At 67.6% G+C, this 16,473-nt stretch carries 17 protein-coding genes; 5 read left to right on the top strand and 12 right to left on the bottom strand.

Going from position 1 to position 16,473, the window contains the following annotated elements; genetic code table 11:
• Positions 1–65: 65 nt before the first annotated feature.
• From ACT6SE_RS15350 to pdeM, 4 genes are read left to right on the top strand one after another with little or no spacing between them, the layout of a single operon-like run.
• Positions 66–1,064, top strand: coding sequence for a ligase-associated DNA damage response exonuclease (locus ACT6SE_RS15350; protein WP_046431930.1), 999 nt, complete (start codon positions 66–68; stop codon positions 1,062–1,064).
• Entirely contained in the window at positions 1,061–2,668 is a 1,608-nt protein-coding gene (locus ACT6SE_RS15355) for an ATP-dependent DNA ligase (RefSeq protein WP_046431931.1), read from the top strand. The genes ACT6SE_RS15350 and ACT6SE_RS15355 overlap by 4 nt, the downstream gene beginning before the upstream one ends.
• Positions 2,665–5,124, top strand: a complete 2,460-nt coding sequence (locus tag ACT6SE_RS15360) for a ligase-associated DNA damage response DEXH box helicase (protein ID WP_046431933.1) — start codon at positions 2,665–2,667, stop codon at positions 5,122–5,124. The genes ACT6SE_RS15355 and ACT6SE_RS15360 overlap by 4 nt, the downstream gene beginning before the upstream one ends.
• A complete protein-coding gene (gene pdeM / locus ACT6SE_RS15365) occupies positions 5,114–5,755 on the top strand; it encodes a ligase-associated DNA damage response endonuclease PdeM (protein ID WP_088375450.1) in 642 nt (213 codons plus the stop codon). The genes ACT6SE_RS15360 and pdeM overlap by 11 nt, the downstream gene beginning before the upstream one ends.
• Position 5,756: 1 nt before the next feature.
• Here the strand turns inward: pdeM and ACT6SE_RS15370 are convergent, their stop codons facing one another.
• From ACT6SE_RS15370 to rlmD, 9 genes are all read right to left on the bottom strand, one after another.
• Positions 5,757–6,026: a hypothetical protein gene (locus ACT6SE_RS15370; RefSeq protein WP_046431937.1), complete on the bottom strand. Its 270-nt coding sequence runs from the start codon at positions 6,024–6,026 to the stop codon at positions 5,757–5,759.
• Positions 6,027–6,206: 180 nt separating this feature from the next.
• Positions 6,207–7,475: an FAD-dependent oxidoreductase gene (locus tag ACT6SE_RS15375; RefSeq protein ID WP_046431939.1), complete on the bottom strand. Its 1,269-nt coding sequence runs from the start codon at positions 7,473–7,475 to the stop codon at positions 6,207–6,209.
• A gap of 125 nt (positions 7,476–7,600) precedes the next feature.
• Positions 7,601–7,807 (bottom strand): cold-shock protein, encoded by a 207-nt coding sequence (locus ACT6SE_RS15380; protein WP_005410590.1) that lies wholly within the window; start codon positions 7,805–7,807, stop codon positions 7,601–7,603.
• 88 nt (positions 7,808–7,895) lie between these two features.
• Entirely contained in the window at positions 7,896–8,642 is a 747-nt protein-coding gene (locus ACT6SE_RS15385; protein WP_006461208.1) for an S-methyl-5'-thioinosine phosphorylase, read from the bottom strand.
• Between the two features lie 82 nt (positions 8,643–8,724).
• Entirely contained in the window at positions 8,725–9,279 is a 555-nt protein-coding gene (locus tag ACT6SE_RS15390; protein ID WP_014038078.1) for a hypoxanthine-guanine phosphoribosyltransferase, read from the bottom strand.
• On the bottom strand, positions 9,279–10,286 hold the full coding sequence (gene nagZ, locus ACT6SE_RS15395) for a beta-N-acetylhexosaminidase (protein WP_014647990.1): 1,008 nt from the start codon (positions 10,284–10,286) through the stop codon (positions 9,279–9,281). The genes ACT6SE_RS15390 and nagZ overlap by 1 nt, the downstream gene beginning before the upstream one ends.
• Before the next feature lie 160 nt (positions 10,287–10,446).
• Positions 10,447–11,142 carry a DsbA family oxidoreductase gene (locus ACT6SE_RS15400; protein WP_046431943.1) on the bottom strand — a complete coding sequence of 232 codons (696 nt, stop codon included), beginning with the start codon at positions 11,140–11,142 and terminating at the stop codon, positions 10,447–10,449.
• A 115-nt stretch (positions 11,143–11,257) separates the two neighbouring features.
• Positions 11,258–11,743: a CYTH domain-containing protein gene (locus ACT6SE_RS15405; RefSeq protein WP_046431945.1), complete on the bottom strand. Its 486-nt coding sequence runs from the start codon at positions 11,741–11,743 to the stop codon at positions 11,258–11,260.
• Positions 11,744–11,777: 34 nt separating this feature from the next.
• Entirely contained in the window at positions 11,778–13,112 is a 1,335-nt protein-coding gene (rlmD, locus tag ACT6SE_RS15410) for a 23S rRNA (uracil(1939)-C(5))-methyltransferase RlmD (protein ID WP_032959001.1), read from the bottom strand.
• A 127-nt stretch (positions 13,113–13,239) separates the two neighbouring features.
• Here rlmD and ACT6SE_RS15415 point away from each other — a divergent pair, with 127 nt between their 5' ends.
• Complete coding sequence (locus tag ACT6SE_RS15415; RefSeq protein ID WP_014647994.1) at positions 13,240–13,968, top strand: response regulator; 729 nt, start codon at positions 13,240–13,242, stop codon at positions 13,966–13,968.
• A 205-nt stretch (positions 13,969–14,173) separates the two neighbouring features.
• Here ACT6SE_RS15415 and ACT6SE_RS15420 read toward each other — a convergent pair whose 3' ends face one another.
• From ACT6SE_RS15420 to recO, 3 genes are all read right to left on the bottom strand, one after another.
• On the bottom strand, positions 14,174–15,034 hold the full coding sequence (locus ACT6SE_RS15420) for an IS3 family transposase (protein WP_046429951.1): 861 nt from the start codon (positions 15,032–15,034) through the stop codon (positions 14,174–14,176).
• A complete protein-coding gene (locus ACT6SE_RS15425) occupies positions 15,031–15,324 on the bottom strand; it encodes a transposase (protein WP_006388655.1) in 294 nt (97 codons plus the stop codon). Before ACT6SE_RS15425 ends, ACT6SE_RS15420 begins: the two co-directional genes overlap by 4 nt.
• 418 nt (positions 15,325–15,742) lie before the next feature.
• Positions 15,743–16,462 (bottom strand): DNA repair protein RecO, encoded by a 720-nt coding sequence (gene recO / locus ACT6SE_RS15430; protein ID WP_014647995.1) that lies wholly within the window; start codon positions 16,460–16,462, stop codon positions 15,743–15,745.
• Between the last annotated feature and the right edge of the window lie 11 nt (positions 16,463–16,473).

Consider the following 16,473-nt stretch of genomic DNA (forward strand, 5'->3'; position numbering starts at 1 on the left):
GCCTGCCAAGCCCGTGTTCAGGCCGATTCTCACCCTGTGCACGAGCGGCCGGCCACAGTGACCGCATGGCAGTCAATGACGATCTGGTGGTCCTGCGCCCCGAAGGGCTGTACTGCGCCGCCGGTGATTTCCACATCGATCCCTGGCGACCGGTCCCGCGCGCGGTCATCACCCATGGCCACGGCGATCACGCACGCCCGGGCATGGGCGAATACCACTGCAGCGACGGCAGCCTGCCGATCCTGCGCTGGCGCCTGGGCGATGTGCCGGTGCAGGCGCATGCCGAGGGCGTGCCGTTCCGCCTGGGCCGGGTGCAGGTATCGCTGCATCCCGCCGGCCATGTACTGGGGTCTTCGCAGGTGCGCATCGACGACGGGCAGCAGGTCTGGGTGGCGTCCGGCGACTACAAGCGCCAGCCTGATCCAACCTGTGCGCCGTTCGAAGTGGTGCCCTGCGATACCTTCATCACCGAGGCCACCTTTGCCCTGCCGATCTATCGTTGGCCGGACACGCCCACCGTCGCTGCGGAGATCGTGGCGTGGCGACGCGAATGCGAACAGCGCGGCGAAGCTGCCATCCTGCTGTGCTATGCACTGGGCAAGGCGCAGCGGGTACTGGCCGAACTGCTGCCGCTGGACGATCGCCCGGCCTGGCTGCACGGTGCCATCGCCAATGGTGTGGAGGTGTATCGGCAGGCCAACGTGCCAATGCTGGAGACGCTGGCGGTGGCCGAGCAGGGTCGCCAGCCGGATGCCGCCGGCCAGTTGATCCTCGCCCCGCCCTCGGCCGCCGGCACACCGTGGATGCGCCGCTTCGGCCGCTACCAGCTGGGCTTCGCATCGGGCTGGATGCAGCTGCGCGGCAACCGGCGTCGCCGCAACGTCGATCGTGGCTTCGTCATTTCCGATCACGCCGATTGGCCCGCACTGCTGCAGACCATCGAACAGACCGGCGCGCAGCGGGTGATCGCCACCCATGGCAATACCGATGCGTTGATTCCCTTCCTGCGAGAGCGCGGCGTAGCGGCTGAAGCCTTCCGTACCGATTTCGGGAGCGAGGAATGAAGGCCTTCGCGGCGCTCTACCAGCGCCTGGACCGCAGCACCGCCACGCTGGACAAGCGTGCGGCATTGATCGATTACTTCCGCCAGGCAGGCGCGCACGATGCGGCGTGGGCGCTGTACCTGCTCAGCGGTGGCAAGGTGGGCGGCGCACGCCGCAAGATCGCCGCCAGTGGCGAACTGCGCGCCTGGATTGCCGAAGAATCCGGCTTGCCGCCATGGCTGGTGGAAGACAGCTATGCGCAGGTCGGTGACCTGGCCGAAACGTTGACCCTGCTGCTGGATGATCCATCCCAGCCCGCCGCCGACCGTGCGTTGGCGGATTGGATCGAACAGCATCTGCTGGCGGTGGCCAACCAGCCCGAAGCGGTACGCCGTGCGGCGGTCGTCGCGGGCTGGCAGCAGCTGTGCAGCAGCGAACGCCTGGTGTTCAACAAGCTGCTGACCGGTGCCCTGCGCGTTGGCGTCTCGCAGCGGCTGGTGCAGCAGGCACTGGCGGAGTGGTCCGGCCTGGACATCGCGCGCATCGCCCAGCGCATGCTTGGCGAGTGGGTGCCCTCGCCCGCACTGCTGGGCCAGCTGCTGTCGCCGGATGAGCTGCCACTGGACCGGCAGCAACCCTACCCGTTCTTCCTCGCCTCGCCACTGGAAGGCGATCCTGCCGAACGCCTCGGCCCCATCGAAGATTGGCTGCTGGAATGGAAGTGGGATGGCATCCGCCTGCAGCTGCTGCGCCGGCGCGGCGAGGTCGCATTGTGGTCACGCGGCGAAGAGCGGCTGGATGGTCGCTTCCCCGAAATCGAACAGGCGGCGATGGCGCTTCCCGATGGCTGCGTGCTGGACGGAGAGCTGCTGGCCTGGGACGAAGCCACGGACCTGCCGCGTGCATTCACCGCGCTGCAGACCCGCATCCAGCGCCGCAAGCCCGGTGCGGCTACCCTGCGCAACACGCCGGTGCGCGTGCTCGCCTATGACCTGCTGGAACACGATGGCGCGGACCTGCGTGAGTTGCCGTTGCGGGAACGGCGTGCACGGCTTGCCGACGTCGTCGGTGCCCTGGGTGATGCACGGATCCAGCTCTCACCCGACGTTGCCGCCGAAGACTGGCCGCAGGCGGCGGCGATGCGCGATGTGGCACGCGAACGTGGCGTGGAAGGGCTGATGCTGAAACGTCGTGCCTCACCCTACCAGGCCGGGCGACGCCGCGGTGACTGGTGGAAATGGAAGGTCGATCCGCTCACCATCGATGCAGTGCTCCTGTACGCGCAGGCTGGCCATGGGCGGCGCAGCACGTTGTACACCGACTACACCTTCGGCGTCTGGGACGGCGACACGCTGGTACCGGTGGCCAAGGCCTATTCGGGCCTGGATGACAAGGAGATCCTCGCGCTTGATCGCTGGATCCGCGCCAATACCCGCGAGCGCTTTGGCCCGGTGCGCAGCGTACGCCCCGAACACGTCTTCGAACTGGGATTCGAGGCGGTCAACCGCAGCAGCCGGCACAAGTCCGGTATCGCCGTACGCTTTCCACGCATCCTGCGCTGGCGCCACGACAAGCCAGCCAGCGAGGCCGATCAGCTGGCTACCCTGCAGGCGCTGGCGCGATGAACCGCAGCCAGGCACTACGCCGGCTGGAAGACTGGTTCGCGTCGAAAGGCTGGCGCTCGTTGCCGTTCCAGCGCGCGATGTGGCGGCACTATCTCGCCGGCGGATCCGGGTTGCTGCACACGCCCACAGGCAGCGGCAAGACACTGGCGATGTTCGGGGGACCGCTGCTGCAGGCCATGATCGACCCACCGCCTTCGCCCCGCCGCGCCAGTGCGGTACGCCCGCTGCAGGTGCTGTGGGTGACGCCCTTGCGCGCGTTGGCCAGCGACACCGCGCGTGCGCTGCAGGCCGTGGTCGATGGGCTGGGGCTTGGATGGCGTGTCGGCCTGCGCAGCGGTGACGCCAGCAACCGCGAACGACGACAGGCACGCGAGGGCCGCATCGACGTACTGGTCACGACGCCGGAATCGCTGGCGCTGCTGTTGAGCTATCCGGATACGCAGCCGCGCATGCGCCAGCTGCGCTGCGTGGTGGTGGACGAATGGCACGAACTGCTGGGCAACAAGCGCGGTGTCCTGCTGCAGTTGAATCTGGCCGTGCTGCGCGATGCCGCGCCTGCATTGCAGCTGTGGGGGCTGTCGGCCACGCTGGGCAATCTGGATGAGGCGCGCGACGTGCTGCTGCCCGGACAGCCCGACGCGCCGATCGTGCAGGGCGTGCGCCCGCGTGCGACCACGGTGCGCAGCCTGCTGCCCGAACCCGGTGAACGCTTTCCCTGGGCCGGGCACCTGGGCCTGGCCCAACTGCCGCGGGTGCTGGACGCATTGATGCAGGCACGCAGCAGCCTGCTCTTCACCAACACCCGTGCACAGGCAGAACTGTGGCATCAGGCGCTGGCGTCGGTTTGGCCCGAGGAACACGACACGCTTGCGCTGCACCACGGTTCGCTGGATCCGGCGCTGCGCCAGCAGGTGGAGGACGGGCTGCGTGCAGGAACGCTGCGCTGCGTGGTCGCCACCTCCAGCCTCGACCTCGGCGTGGACTTTCCCGAGGTCGAACAGGTACTGCAGCTGGGCAGCCCGAAGGGCGTCGCCCGCCTGCGCCAGCGCGCCGGACGTGCGCGCCATCGTCCCGGTGCCAGTGGCGCGATCCTCTGCGTGCCGAGCCATGCGCTGGAACTGGCCGAGTACGCAGCCGTGCGTCGCGCACTGGCCGAAGGCGTGGTCGAAGCACGCAGGCCGCCGATGCTGTCGCTGGACGTTCTGGCCCAGCATGCGGTCAGCCGTGCCCTGGCCGGTGGCTTCCACGGTGATGCGCTGCTGGCGCAGGTCCGGCGCACCCATGCGTTCGCATCCCTGGCCGAGGACCAGTGGCAGGCCGTGCTGACTTTCATCGTGCAGGGGGGCCAGGCCCTGGCCCAGTACCCTGACTTCCACAAGGTCGTGCAGGACGCCGATGGCCGCTACCGGATGCACGACCGGCGCCAGGCACTACGCCACCGGCTGTCGATCGGCACCATCAGCAGCGATGGCAGCGTGCGCGTGCAGTTCCTGCGCGGGGCCGGCCTCGGCGCCGTGGAGGAACAGTTCGCCAGCCGCCTGCGCCGCGGAGACCGCTTCCAGTTCGCCGGGCGCCTGCTGGAGCTGGTGCAGCTGCGCGACATGACCGCCTTCGTGCGGCTGGCACGAGGGCGCGGTGAAGGTGTCGTGCCCCGCTGGCAGGGAGGCCAGCTGCCGCTGTCGATGGCACTCGGCAGCGAACTGGAGTCGGTGCTGTCAGGCGCCGACGACAGTGCGGAAGCGCGCTGGCTGGCACCGCTGCTGGCACTTCAGCAGCAGGTGTCGGCGCTTCCCGGCCCGGACCACGTGCTGCTGGAAGACGTACGCCGCCGCGAAGGCCAGTTCCTCTTCGTCTATCCCTTCGCCGGACGCCACGTGCACGAGGCGCTGGCCGCCCTGTTGGCACTGCGCTGCACCCGCCAGCAACGCAACAGCATCGGCTATGCCGTGAATGATCACGGCCTGGTGCTGGCACCGGCGCAGGCGATCGACCTGGACGCGGCGCAATGGCATGCGTTGTTCACCACCGATCAGCTGCTGGACGATCTGCGTGCGGCGGTGAACCTGGGCGAGCTTGCGCGGCGCCAGTTCCGTGGCATCGCGCGCGTCGCAGGCCTGCTGGTACCCAGCCTGCCGGGGGGCATGCCGCGATCGCTGCGCCAGCTGCAGGCCTCGGCGGGCCTGCTGTACGACGTATTGCGCGAGCATGACCCCGAGCACCTGCTGCTGGCGCTGGCCGAACGCGAAGTGCTGCATGACAGCCTCGACCTGCCGGGGCTGCGCCAGGTGCTGGTCCGGATCAGCGCGCGACGCATGTCGATGCAGCGCCCTGCATCGCTGACGCCCCTGGGCTTTCCACTGTGGGCCGAACGCCTGCGCGGGCAGTTCAGCAACGAGGACTGGCGTACCCGCGTGCAACGCGCGGCCCAGCAGCTGGAACGTCGCCATGGCCGATGAAATACCACTGCTGCTTGCCGGCGAACCGGTGACCCTGGCGGGCGCACGCGCACTCTACTGGCCGGCGCGGCAGGCGCTGCTGATCGCGGACCTGCACCTGGGCAAGGCCGATGTGTTCCGCCGCGCCGGCATCGCGCTGCCCAGCGGCGGAACCGGCGAAGACCTGCAACGCCTGCAGGGTCTGCTGGACAGGCACGCCTGCCGCGAACTGTGGATCCTGGGCGACATCCTGCATGGGCCGGCGCATCGCGCCGCCTGGTACCAGCAATGGCTCGGCTGGCGCGAACGCAACACCGCACTGGACGTGCATGTCCTGCGCGGAAATCATGACCGGCAGCTACCGCATGCCCAGCTGCAGGTGCATATCCACGAGGAGGTGCGGCTGGCGCCCTTCCTGCTGCGCCATGAACCGTGCGCAGACCCGGCGTGGCACGTGGTCGCAGGCCACCTGCATCCGCAGGTCGCACTGCCCGCATTGCGCCGGCGCTTCCCGGCCTTCTGGCTGCGCGAGCGGATGACGGTCCTGCCGGCCTTTTCCGCGTTCACCGCCGGAATCGTGCCTGCTCCCGCCAGCGGCGGACAGATGATCGCCTGCGTGGAAAACGGCCTGGTGGAACTGCCAGTGGCTTGAATCAGGCCGGACGAATGTCCAGCTGCGGCATCAACTGGAACTCAGGCGTGTCAACTTCACGTCGCCGCGGCAAGGCCTGGATTGCCGCCAGCATCTCGTGTGCGCAGGCGCGGATGCGTCCGTGGTGCTCCGGCGATGCATGACTGATCAAGCTGCCCACATGGAATTCGAACACGTCCTCCAGTACGTCGGGCTGGTCCTCGTGCAGCATCTGCAACAGTCCGCGCAGCTTGCAGATTTCCGATTCCAGCTCCTCTACCGCGAACCACATGGCGTCCTCCTCTTCAACAACAGGCGGCACGTCCGGGCCGCGACAGGCCGCAACGGCAACGCCGCCCGGGCCACGCGCGATGTCAATCACGGAAAGGAAAACGGGTGACGCGCAATCGCGTGCAACCTACTTCTCGCATATACACGGTGAGGCAACCGTTAATTCGCGTGACAGCGCGCTTCACGCATTCGCAGTGATCGCGCCGATGCCAGGCATCTGCGCCCCTGCAGCCAACGCGTCGACAAATGCCGGATCCAGCGCAAGCGAACCGAACCAGCCATGCTGCGTACCGCTGAGCACGCGCAGCATGTGGCCACGCCCACCCGGCAGGCGCCCCATCGGCCCGAGCAGCACGTCGCGCGCCTTTGCCCAGGCATCGCGATCAGACTGGAACAGCGGCGTCAGCCAACGGCTCCAGCGCTGGTAGACCGCAACGTGCGCCCTGCGCTGCGCCTGGTAGGCCTGCAATGCAGCGCCTCCCCCGCCATGTGCGCGCACGGCATCGCGCAATGCCAGCGCATCGAGCAGCGCCATGTTCACGCCCTGCCCCAGCTGCGGGCTCATCGCATGTGCGGCATCGCCGGCCAGCACCATGCGGCCGCAATGCCAGCGCGTCATCACGGCGTCACGGTAGACCGCGCGCGCCAGCTGGCCGGCATCATGCAGATGCGCAAAGCGCGCGCTGGCCTGCGGCCACAGCGCGTGCAGCTCGTCCAGCCAGGGCGTCATGCCATCGGCCTGCCATCGTTCGAAGTCGGCGCGTGGCAGGCTCCAGAAGAAGCTCAGGCGCGGCGTGTCATCACCGGGCCGCGTACCGACCGGCAGCAGCCCGATCATCTTGCGCGCGGCCACGTAGCGCTGCCGCAGCTCCTGCAGGTGCGGCCAGTCCTCGGCCGGCAGCAGGCACCACAGTGCGCCCCAGGGATACACGCGGTCCAGCCCGGTGCCGCCTTCGATCGAGCCGCGCAGCGTCGAAGCCGCACCATCGGCGGCCACCACCAGGTCGAACGGCCCATGCATGCGGCCCTCACTGTCATGCAGGCGGCCCTGTGCGGCATCCACTGCGGCGATGGTGACGCCGGCATGCAGCTGGCCCGCACCCGCACGCGCCCCGTCCAGCAGCGAGAACAGCGCCCCACGCTGCATGCCGAGGCCGTGCAGGCGCGCATCCAGGCCGTCATAGCGCATGTCCATCACCGTGCGCTCGCACGGCGTATCGCCATACAGACGGTGCACCGGCGCCGCATGCGCGCGCACGGCATCAAGCAGGCCCATCTGCCACAGCACCTGCAGGCCGCTGGGCTGCAGCAGGAAGCCGGCGCCAACCGGCCCCGGCGAGGGCACGCGTTCGAAGATCTCCACCTCGTGGCCATCACGAGAGAGCAGGATGGACAATGCCTGTCCAGCGGTGCCGTAGCCGATCACGGCGATGCGCAGTCGTTCCTTCATCGGCGCATTGTGCCCGAGCGCAAATCCGGATGGCCACCTGGAACCCTGCCCACAGCGCCGCAATCCCCGTCGCGACGCAAAAAAAACCCCGCCGGAGCGGGGTTTTCAACGCACTGTCGAGTGGATCACTCGGCCGGCGTGATGTTCGAAGCCTGGGCACCCTTCGGGCCCTGGGTCACGTCATAGGTGACACGCTGGCCTTCCTGCAGGCTGCGGAAGCCCTTGGAGTTGATGGCGGAGAAGTGCGCGAACACGTCGGCGCTGCCATCCTCCGGCGAGATGAAGCCAAATCCCTTGGCGTCGTTGAACCACTTGACGGTACCGTTCGGCATGGTGATGCGAGACCTTATGCAATGAATGGGTGGTGTACGCTGAACCCGCGCACAAGCTGAGTATGCAAAGCTTGCTCGGGGAAGACAATCACCCCCGCGCCAATTCGCCCACCAGTTCCGGAAGTCCGTTGCTGGCCGCCTGCACGTTCGCCAGTACTTCGGCCATCGTAATCTCCTCGCCATCACCGCAGCCGGCGGCCCAGTTGGCGATGATTGCCAGGCAGGCGTAATCCAGCCCCAGCTCGCGTGCCAGCGCGGCCTCCGGCATGCCGGTCATGCCTACCAGGTCGCAGCCGTCACGGCGCATGCGGGCGATCTCGGCGATGGTCTCCAGGCGCGGGCCCTGCGTCGCGCCATAGCAGCCACCGTCATGGACCGTGACGCCGGTCACTTTCGCTGCCGCCAGGATCTTGCTGCGCAGCATCGGCGTATAGGGGTGGCCGAAATCGACGTGGACCACGTCGGTGCCTTCTTCTTCACAGATCGTGCTGATGCGGCCCCAGGTGTAGTCGATGATCTGGTCCGGGCAGGCCAGCACGCGCGGGCCGAAGTCTTCGGTGATGCCACCCACCGTGTTCAATGCCAGCACGCGCTGCGCGCCCAGCTGCTGCAGTGCGGCCAGGTTGGCGCGGTAGTTGATCTTGTGCGGCGGCAGTGAGTGCCCCTCGCCATGCCGCGCCAGGAACGCCACGCGATGGCCGAGCAGCGTGCCCACGCGCACCGGGCCGGACGGGCGGCCAAAGCGGGTGTCGACCTCGTGGGTCTGCACGTCGTCGAGCTTGGCCAGGTTGTAGACACCGGTACCGCCAATCACGGCCAGGGCGATCTGTTGCATTCAAAGCACTCCATGGAAAGACGAACGCCGGCACCCGAGGATGCCGGCGGCGGAAGAAGACGCGCCGCAGGCAGCTGCGCCGTTACTCCTTCATTGCGTAGATCGCCGGCACGCAGCGCAGGGTCTCGTTGACGTCCATGCCGAAGCCGAACACGTAGCGGTCCGGCAGCTCGATGCCGGCGTAGTCGGCGGTCACGTCCGGCAGTGCGCGGTCGTGCTTCTTCACGGTCATCGCGGCGATGCGCACGTCGGTCGCGCCCTGCTCCAGGCACCAGGTGCGGACGCCCTGCAGGGTGTAGCCCTCGTCGAGGATGTCGTCGATCAGCAGCACGCGGCGGCCGAACAGCGAGGTGGCCGGCTTGTGCTTCCAGACCAGGTCACCGCCGGTGGTTTCACCGCGGTAGCGGGTCGCGTGCAGGTAATCGAACTGCACGTCCTGGCCGCGCGCGCCCAGTTCCAGCGCCAGCTGGCCGGCGAACGGCAGCGCACCATGCATGATGGACAGGAACAGCGGCACCTCGCCCTTGTAATCGCGCGCGATGGCGTCGGCGATACCAGCGATGGCCTTGTCGATGGTGGGGCGGTCGACCAGCAGGTCAGCCTGGGCCAGGGCCTGGGAAATGGTGAGGTTGGGCATCAGACGGTTCTTCCAAGGGTTTCAAGCAGACGGGATTGGGTGTCGCCATGGCGGGCGTCGGCCAGCAGGCCGTCCCAGCCGAGCGCGCCGCGGCCAAGCAGGCCCAGCAGCGCAGCAGTATTGAGGGAGCGTCCCTGCACCGCGTGCAGGGCTTCATCGACCAGTTCCGGGTGACAGACCAGCACCACGTCGCAGCCCGCATCCAGGTGCGCGTGCACGCGTGCCGGCACGCCACCGGCGCTGTGCGAGGCGGCCATGCCGATGTCATCGGAGAACACCACGCCACGGAAGCCGAGCTCGCCACGCAGGATGTCCTGGATCCAGCGCGGGGAATAGCCGGCCGGCTCCGGCGCCACCTGCGGATAGATCACGTGCGCCATCATCACCGCATCGGCACCGGCGGCGATGCCGGCCTGGAACGGCACCAGGTCCTGGGCGCGCAGTTCGTCCAGCGCGCGCGGGTCGATCGCGGTATCGACGTGGGTGTCTTCCAGCACGGTGCCGTGGCCGGGGAAATGCTTGAGCGTGGCGGCCATGCCGACCGCATGCATGCCGCGCACATAGGCGGCGGTGAACGCGGCCACCACCTGCGGGTCTTCACTGAAGGCACGGTTGCCGATGGCGCGGTTGCCGCGGCCAAGGTCGACCACCGGCGCGAAACTCAGGTCGAGGCCGCTGGCACGTACTTCGCTGGCCATCAGCCAGGCATGCTGCTCGGCCAGAGCCAGCGCCTGCTGCGGGTCGGCGGCGTACAGCGCGCCGATGTCCTGCAGCGGCGGCAGCGCGCTGTAGCCCTCGCGGAAACGCTGCACACGGCCGCCTTCCTGGTCCACGCAGATCAGCTGCGGGCGCGGGGCGGCGGCACGGATCGCCGCACTCAGATCGGTCACCTGCTGGCGCGAGGCGAAGTTGCGCTTGAACAGCACCACCCCGGCCACGGCGTCGTGCTGCAGCCAGTCACGTTCCTGGGCGGTCAGTTCGGTGCCGGCAACGCCGATCAGCAGCATGGTCGATCTCCACAACGCGCGCCCGCATGGCGCAGTGCCGCATTGTCGCAGAACCGGCCGACAGGCGCAGGGGTCAGACGAAGGGGAGTGTGGGGTCAGAGCCCCTGCGGGGATCTGACCCCGGGGTCGGATCCCCGCAGGGGCTCTGACCCCGATCTGCTCAGACCTTGCAGCCGTCCGGGCCGCAGGCCTCGTCGCCGTCAGCCGAAGCTGCCGGGGCGCCCTGTTCGGCTGCGATCTGGCGAAGGGCGTTGGCGAAGGCCTCTGGCGGCTGGGCCCCGGAAATGGCCCACTTCCCATCGATGACGAAAGTCGGCACCGAGGAAATGCCCAGTGCATGGGCCTGCGCCAGCCTGGCTTCGACCTCGGCCAGGCCGCGGTCGGAGCCCAGCATCTGCGCGATTTCAGCACCGTCCAGGCCGCCAGCCACGCCGGCCTTCACCAGCACTGCAGTATCGGCCAGATTCTGGCCATGCTCGAAGTGGGCACGGAAAAGTGCTTCGCCGACCGCATCCTGCACGCCGTGCTGGCCGGCCAGCCACAACACCCGATGGGCCGGCAGCGTGGTCACCCGCACCTGGCCCTGGCTGAAATCCATCGGCAGGCCCTCGGCCCGCGCGGTGGTCTGGGTCTGGCCGAGGATCTGCTCGGTGCGCTCGACGCCACCGAACTTGCACACATAGGCCTCGCGCAGCGGCACCGGGGTGGCGTCCGCGTCCGGGTCCAGCTGGAACGGCTGCCAGTGGATATCGAGTTCAGGCGCATTGGCGCCGAGCAACTGCACACCCTGCTGGAAGCGATGCTTGCCGATCCAGCACCAGGGGCAGACCACGTCGGAGTAGATGTCGATTCTCATCCCCACCACATGGGGCCCGCCTCCCTCGAAAAAAGGGGACGGAGGGGATTAAGTCGTTTCCAGCATAGCTGGGGTAAAGACGACTTAATCCCCTCCGTCCCCTTTTTGGGGGGCTTCACCACTGTGAATAGGGGTGACTGGCCAGTGCGACGTTGTAGTAGCGCGCGTCGTCGGTGACTTCGGCACCCACCCAGTCCGGCAGGTCGATCGCCTGGTCGGCGCTGTCCAGCTCGACTTCGGCCACGACCAGGCCGGCGTTGTCGCCGAAGAACTCGTCCACCTCCCAGGTCAGGCCGGCGTGTTCGACCAGGTGGCGGCGCTTGACGATCAGGCCACCGACGCACAGCGCCAACAGGGCGCGCGCATCCTCCACCGGGATCGGGTAGTCGAACTCCTGGCGGGTATGGCCGATGGTGCGCGACTTCAGGTTCAGCGCGGCGTGGTCGCCTTCGATGCGCACGCGCACCGAGGCGTTCTGGGTGCCGCGGTCGAGCGCGCCCATGTCGTTGATGTAGCCCTGCGCCATCGGGATCACCCGATGCGCGGCGGTGCGCCAGCCATCACTGCTGACGAGGAATTTGCGTTCGATTTCAATGCCCATCGCGCCATTATGCGCGATGGGTGATGACAACCTGTCAGCGCTTCTCGAACACCGCGATGCTTTCCACGTGCGCGGTATGCGGGAACATGTCCATGGCACCGGCGCTGACCAGGGTGAAGCCCTGTTCGTTGACCAGATAGCCGGCATCGCGCGCCAGCGAGCCCGGGTGGCAGCTGACGTAGACAATGCGCTTGAACTGCTTCAGCGGCAGCTGCTGCAGCACTTCGATCGCACCCGAGCGCGGCGGGTCCAGCAGCAGCTTGTCAAAGCCCTGGCGCATCCACGGGGTGCTGCGCTGGTCCTGGGTCAGGTCGGCGCTGAAGAACTGCGCGTTGGCCAGGCCGTTGCGCTCGGCGTTCTCACGCGCACGCGCCACCAGGCCGGCATCGCCTTCCACGCCAACCACCTCGCGCACGCGGCGCGCCAGCGGCAGGGTGAAGTTGCCCAGGCCGCAGAACAGGTCCAGTACACGCTCGTCCTCACCCGGTTCCAGCAGGTCCAGGGCGTGGGCGATCATCTTCTCGTTGAGCTTGGCATTGACCTGGATGAAGTCCAGCGGGCGGAACGCCAGCTCGACATCCCACGGCGCCAGACGGAACGACAGCGGCACACCCTGCCCGTCCAGCGGCTGCACGGTATCCACGCCCCCGGACTGCAGGTAGATCACGAAGCCATGCTGCTGGCCGAAAGCCGCCCAGGCCGCGCGGTCGGCATCGCTGAGCGGCTGCAGATGGCGAACGGTCAGGACCACGGCCTGGTCACCGGCGATGAATTCGATCTGCGGGATGTCACGCTTGCCATCGAGTGACTCGATGAAGGTGGACAGCGCCTCGACCTTGGTGCCGATCTCGGGGATCACGGTCAGGCACTGGCTGAGGTCGGCGACGAAGCGCGGATCCTGTTCACGGAAGCCGACCAGGGTCTTGTCCTTCTTTTCGACCCGGCGCACCGAGAAGCGGCCCTTGCGGCGATAGCCCCAGCTCTCACCGACCAGCGGCGCCAGCACGGTGCCCGGCTTCACATGGCCGATCCGCTCCAGGTTGTCCATCAGCACGCGCTGCTTGGCCACGATCTGCTGGTCTTCGTCCAGGTGCTGCAGCACGCAGCCGGCGCAGGTGCCGAAATGGGGGCACTTGGGGGTCACCCGCTGCGGCGAGGCCTGCAGCACCTCCAGGGTGCGCGCCTCGTCGAAATGGCGGCTGCGGGCAGTCTGCTCAGCCATCACCACCTCGCCGGGCAGCGCGCCACTGACGAAGGTGACCTTGCCGCCCTCGCCTTCACGGCGGGCGACACCGCGACCATCATGGCTGAGGTCGAGGATCTCGGTCTGGAATGGGGTACGGTCAGTGCGGGAACGGGATCGGGCCACGTGGCAACAGGCTGCGGGCAAAAATGGGGGCGTATTGTCGCAGATCCTGACCGACGGGGCCTGGACCCGCTTGCGCCCGTGGCCGTCGTGCTTGATGATTGGGCCAGCTGACATGGAGGCAGCCCTGATGCAGATGACCCCGCGGGCCGCACGGCCCCGCTTCCTGCTTGTCGAGGACGACATCATCAGCCGCGGTTTTTTCAAGGCGGCGTTGGAAACGTTACCGGCGGATGTGGATACCGCAGATTCGCTGGCCAGTGCCCTGGCCAGTGCCGAACCCGGCGCGCATGATCTGTGGCTGATCGACGTCAACCTGCCGGATGGCAATGGCGCGCAACTGCTGCGTGAGCTACGCCGCTCACATCCCGACACACCGGCGCTGGCACATACGGCCGACGGCGATACCTCCATCCACGCCCGCCTGCGCGAAGCCGGTTTCAGCGACACCCTGGTCAAGCCGCTGGGCCGCGACCAGCTGCTGAAGGCCGTGCGCCGTGCGCTGGTCAACAGCCCGGCGGGAATCTTCGTGGCACAGGCCCCGGCCGCGGTCGAGCTGGCCGTTCAGGACTGGGACGAGACTGCGGCATTGGCCGCGCTCAATGGCCAGCGCAACCACCTGATCGCACTGCGCGAGCTGTTCCTGGCCGAGTTGCCCGGTGTGCGCGACGCGGTCGAGCAGGCGGTGGACCAGCACGACGAGCGCCAGCTGCGCAGCCAGCTGCACCGGTTGCAGGCGAGCTGTGGCTTCGTGGGGGCGGCACGGTTGGGCCGGGCGGTGCGCCAGCTGCATCATGCACCCGAGTCCGGGCAGGCCCAGGACGGGTTCCGCGCCGCGGTAGCTGCCCTGCTGCATTGAGGGTTTTTCGGCAGGGCTGCGCCCTGCACCCGCAGAGGCTTCAAGCCAAGCCAAGGCAACAGCAACAGCAACGGCATGCATTCCGTGGGTTGGCGGTGCGGTATCGGAGGGCGGGGACGCCGTAAACCCGTCCTTGGGGGCTTGGCAGCCGCATCCATGCGGCTGACTGATCTGGCCCCCTGAAAACGGACGCCATGAAGCCGTTTCAGGCGGCAGTCCGGAGCTGCCGGGCGTAGTTGTTAGGCGAGTGGTAGCCCAGCGCCGAGTGTAGCCGGGCTGGATTGTAGAAGCCGTGGATGTAAGCAGCGATGGACTGGCTGGCTTGTTCTCTACTGGCGTAAGGCTCGGCAGCCTCTTCTGTCTTGAGCGTCGCAAAGAAGCTCTCGGCCACCGCGTTGTCCCAGCAATTGCCAGGCCGGCTCATGCTTTGGACCACGCCATGGGACTGCAGCAGCTGGCGAAACTCGTTTCCCCAGTACTGCCCACCACGATCTGAATGGAAGATCAGGCCGGGTCGTTGTGGATGCAGAGCCCAAGCATTGGCAAATGCTTTCACCACCAGCTCTTCAGTCAGACGCGTGGAAACGCTGTAGCCCAGCACCTGCCGGGTCTGGACGCTGATGACCACGGCCAGATGCAGCCATCCCTGGCGGGTAGGGACATACGTGATATCCCCGACCCACGCCGTCGGTCCGGTTCCGGGGGCAAATTGCCGATCCAGCAGGTTGGGGGCGAGCTGAGATGAGCCGCCAGAGGACTTGGGTCGGAATCGGCCTTTGGCCTTGCCCTGGATTCGCTCCTCGGCCATTAACCGTGCCACGCGCTTGTGGCCGACTGGATGATTCCTGGCTCGTAAGGCCCTGACCAGCCGACGTCGCCCATAACTGCGCCTGCTGGTCACATGAATGGCCCGAAGCTCGGTACGGAGGGCCAAATCGACATCGCACGTTTGGGCACACTGCCGGTGCAGGTAGTCATGGAATCCAGAGACAGAAACCCCAAGAACCCGACACAACAACCTGGTCGGGTACTGAGTCCTTTGACTGGCGACGAAGGCGTACCTCACTTGGACTCTCTGGCAAAGAACGCCGCCGCTTTTTTTAGGATTTCCCGCTCCATCTTCAGATTGGCGTTCTCGGCCCGAAGGCGGCTGATCTCGCTTTCCAGGTCGGTGGCTGGCCTGCGAGCCTCAGAGGTCAACGACCGGCCAGCACGGACCGCGTCAAGCCAATTTGCCAGCGTCTTGACCGACATCTCCAACTGACGGGCCGCTGCGGCCGGCCCGAGCGACTCGGCCAGCTCCACGGCTTGGTGCTTGAACTCATCGGTATAGCTACGACGGGTGATACGGGACATAAGGGACCTCCAAGTGCGATCAAAGTATCGCTTCTTGGCGTCCGCTGACGGGGGGCCAGATCAGACACCCCGCCCTCCGATACCGCCCCACCTCTTACAGTTTTCCGCGATCGGGTAGATCCACGCCATGCGTGGATGAATTTCTGTCAGATATCGAAATCAATCTGGGGTCGGATCCGTTTTCCTGCGGAAAACGGATCCGACCCCACGCCGTTCCGACAGTTCGCGGAACACTGTCGAAGGCGGGGTGGGTCCGGTTGCGGGAGTGTCCGCGGCATGGATGCCGCGGCCAAGCCCCCAGGGACGGGTTTACGGCGTCTCCCGCAACCGGACCCACCCCGCCTACCCACGGATAGCCAGCTTTTGCCGTTGACGTTGATTCGGCAGGTGCAGGGCTGCAAGCCCTGCCGCCCCCCCCCTACCTGCGCGGCGCGAGCTGCTCGAGCATTTCCCAGGACTTCAGCCCGCGCGCGCCCAGGTGATGGGCCAGCACCCGCCGCATCGGCAGGCGCAGGCTGGCCAGATCGGCGGCATCCGGTTCTTCGTCGGCCGCAAGGGCCAGCAGCGCCGAGCCAGTGGCCGCCGCCCGGCGCTCCCCGCCACGCTCGCTCAGCAGGCGCTGCGCCCCTTCCTGCGGGTCCAGCTCGTAGCGCGCCGCCGGGTCGATCGGCTGGCCATCACTGGCACTGTCCAGCTCGAAACCCAGGCCCAGCGCGGACAGCAGTTCGCGCTCGAAACGGCGCAGGGTCCAGGCCAGGCCGGCACCGACCGCCAGCCGCGCGCGTGCCTCACCGTAGGCAAGGTACAGCTCCGGCAGCGGGTCCTGGCGCGGGGCCAGGCGCAGGGTCAGTTCACTCAGGTAGAAGCCGGCCAACATCGCCTGGCCGACCAGGCGTGGCGCGGCATCCAGCGCCTCGGCACCCCGCAGCTGGGCCAGTTCACCCCGCTGCTGGGCACTGAAGCGGATCCACTGCAACGGCTGCAGGGCGGCGCGCAGCACCTGGCCCTTGGCGGTGGACACGCCACGCGCCAGCAGGCCGATACGGCCATGCTGCGCGCTCAACACTTCGACCAGCAGGCTGGTCTCGCGGTAGGCCCGTGCGTGCAGCACGAAGCCGGTGTCGTCCTCGATCATCATCGAAGCGACCG

Origin of the sequence: Stenotrophomonas sp. LC732 (assembly GCF_052446685.1) — a bacterium.
In the GTDB taxonomy this organism is placed as follows: domain Bacteria; phylum Pseudomonadota; class Gammaproteobacteria; order Xanthomonadales; family Xanthomonadaceae; genus Stenotrophomonas; species Stenotrophomonas muris.

Excerpts from the sequence above, each read along its gene's own strand:
- ACT6SE_RS15350 (WP_046431930.1), top strand. The coding sequence starts at position 66 with ATGGCAGTCAATGACGATCTGGTGGTCCTGCGCCCCGAAGGGCTGTAC.
- ACT6SE_RS15355 (WP_046431931.1), top strand. The coding sequence starts at position 1,061 with ATGAAGGCCTTCGCGGCGCTCTACCAGCGCCTGGACCGCAGCACCGCC.
- ACT6SE_RS15360 (WP_046431933.1), top strand. The coding sequence starts at position 2,665 with ATGAACCGCAGCCAGGCACTACGCCGGCTGGAAGACTGGTTCGCGTCG.
- pdeM (WP_088375450.1), top strand. The coding sequence starts at position 5,114 with ATGGCCGATGAAATACCACTGCTGCTTGCCGGCGAACCGGTGACCCTG.
- ACT6SE_RS15370 (WP_046431937.1), bottom strand. The coding sequence starts at position 6,026 with ATGTGGTTCGCGGTAGAGGAGCTGGAATCGGAAATCTGCAAGCTGCGC.
- ACT6SE_RS15375 (WP_046431939.1), bottom strand. The coding sequence starts at position 7,475 with ATGAAGGAACGACTGCGCATCGCCGTGATCGGCTACGGCACCGCTGGA.
- ACT6SE_RS15380 (WP_005410590.1), bottom strand. The coding sequence starts at position 7,807 with ATGCCGAACGGTACCGTCAAGTGGTTCAACGACGCCAAGGGATTTGGC.
- ACT6SE_RS15385 (WP_006461208.1), bottom strand. The coding sequence starts at position 8,642 with ATGCAACAGATCGCCCTGGCCGTGATTGGCGGTACCGGTGTCTACAAC.
- ACT6SE_RS15390 (WP_014038078.1), bottom strand. The coding sequence starts at position 9,279 with ATGCCCAACCTCACCATTTCCCAGGCCCTGGCCCAGGCTGACCTGCTG.
- nagZ (WP_014647990.1), bottom strand. The coding sequence starts at position 10,286 with ATGCTGCTGATCGGCGTTGCCGGCACCGAACTGACCGCCCAGGAACGT.
- ACT6SE_RS15400 (WP_046431943.1), bottom strand. The coding sequence starts at position 11,142 with ATGAGAATCGACATCTACTCCGACGTGGTCTGCCCCTGGTGCTGGATC.
- ACT6SE_RS15405 (WP_046431945.1), bottom strand. The coding sequence starts at position 11,743 with ATGGGCATTGAAATCGAACGCAAATTCCTCGTCAGCAGTGATGGCTGG.
- ACT6SE_RS15415 (WP_014647994.1), top strand. The coding sequence starts at position 13,240 with ATGCAGATGACCCCGCGGGCCGCACGGCCCCGCTTCCTGCTTGTCGAG.
- ACT6SE_RS15425 (WP_006388655.1), bottom strand. The coding sequence starts at position 15,324 with ATGTCCCGTATCACCCGTCGTAGCTATACCGATGAGTTCAAGCACCAA.
- recO (WP_014647995.1), bottom strand. The coding sequence starts at position 16,462 with ATGATGATCGAGGACGACACCGGCTTCGTGCTGCACGCACGGGCCTAC.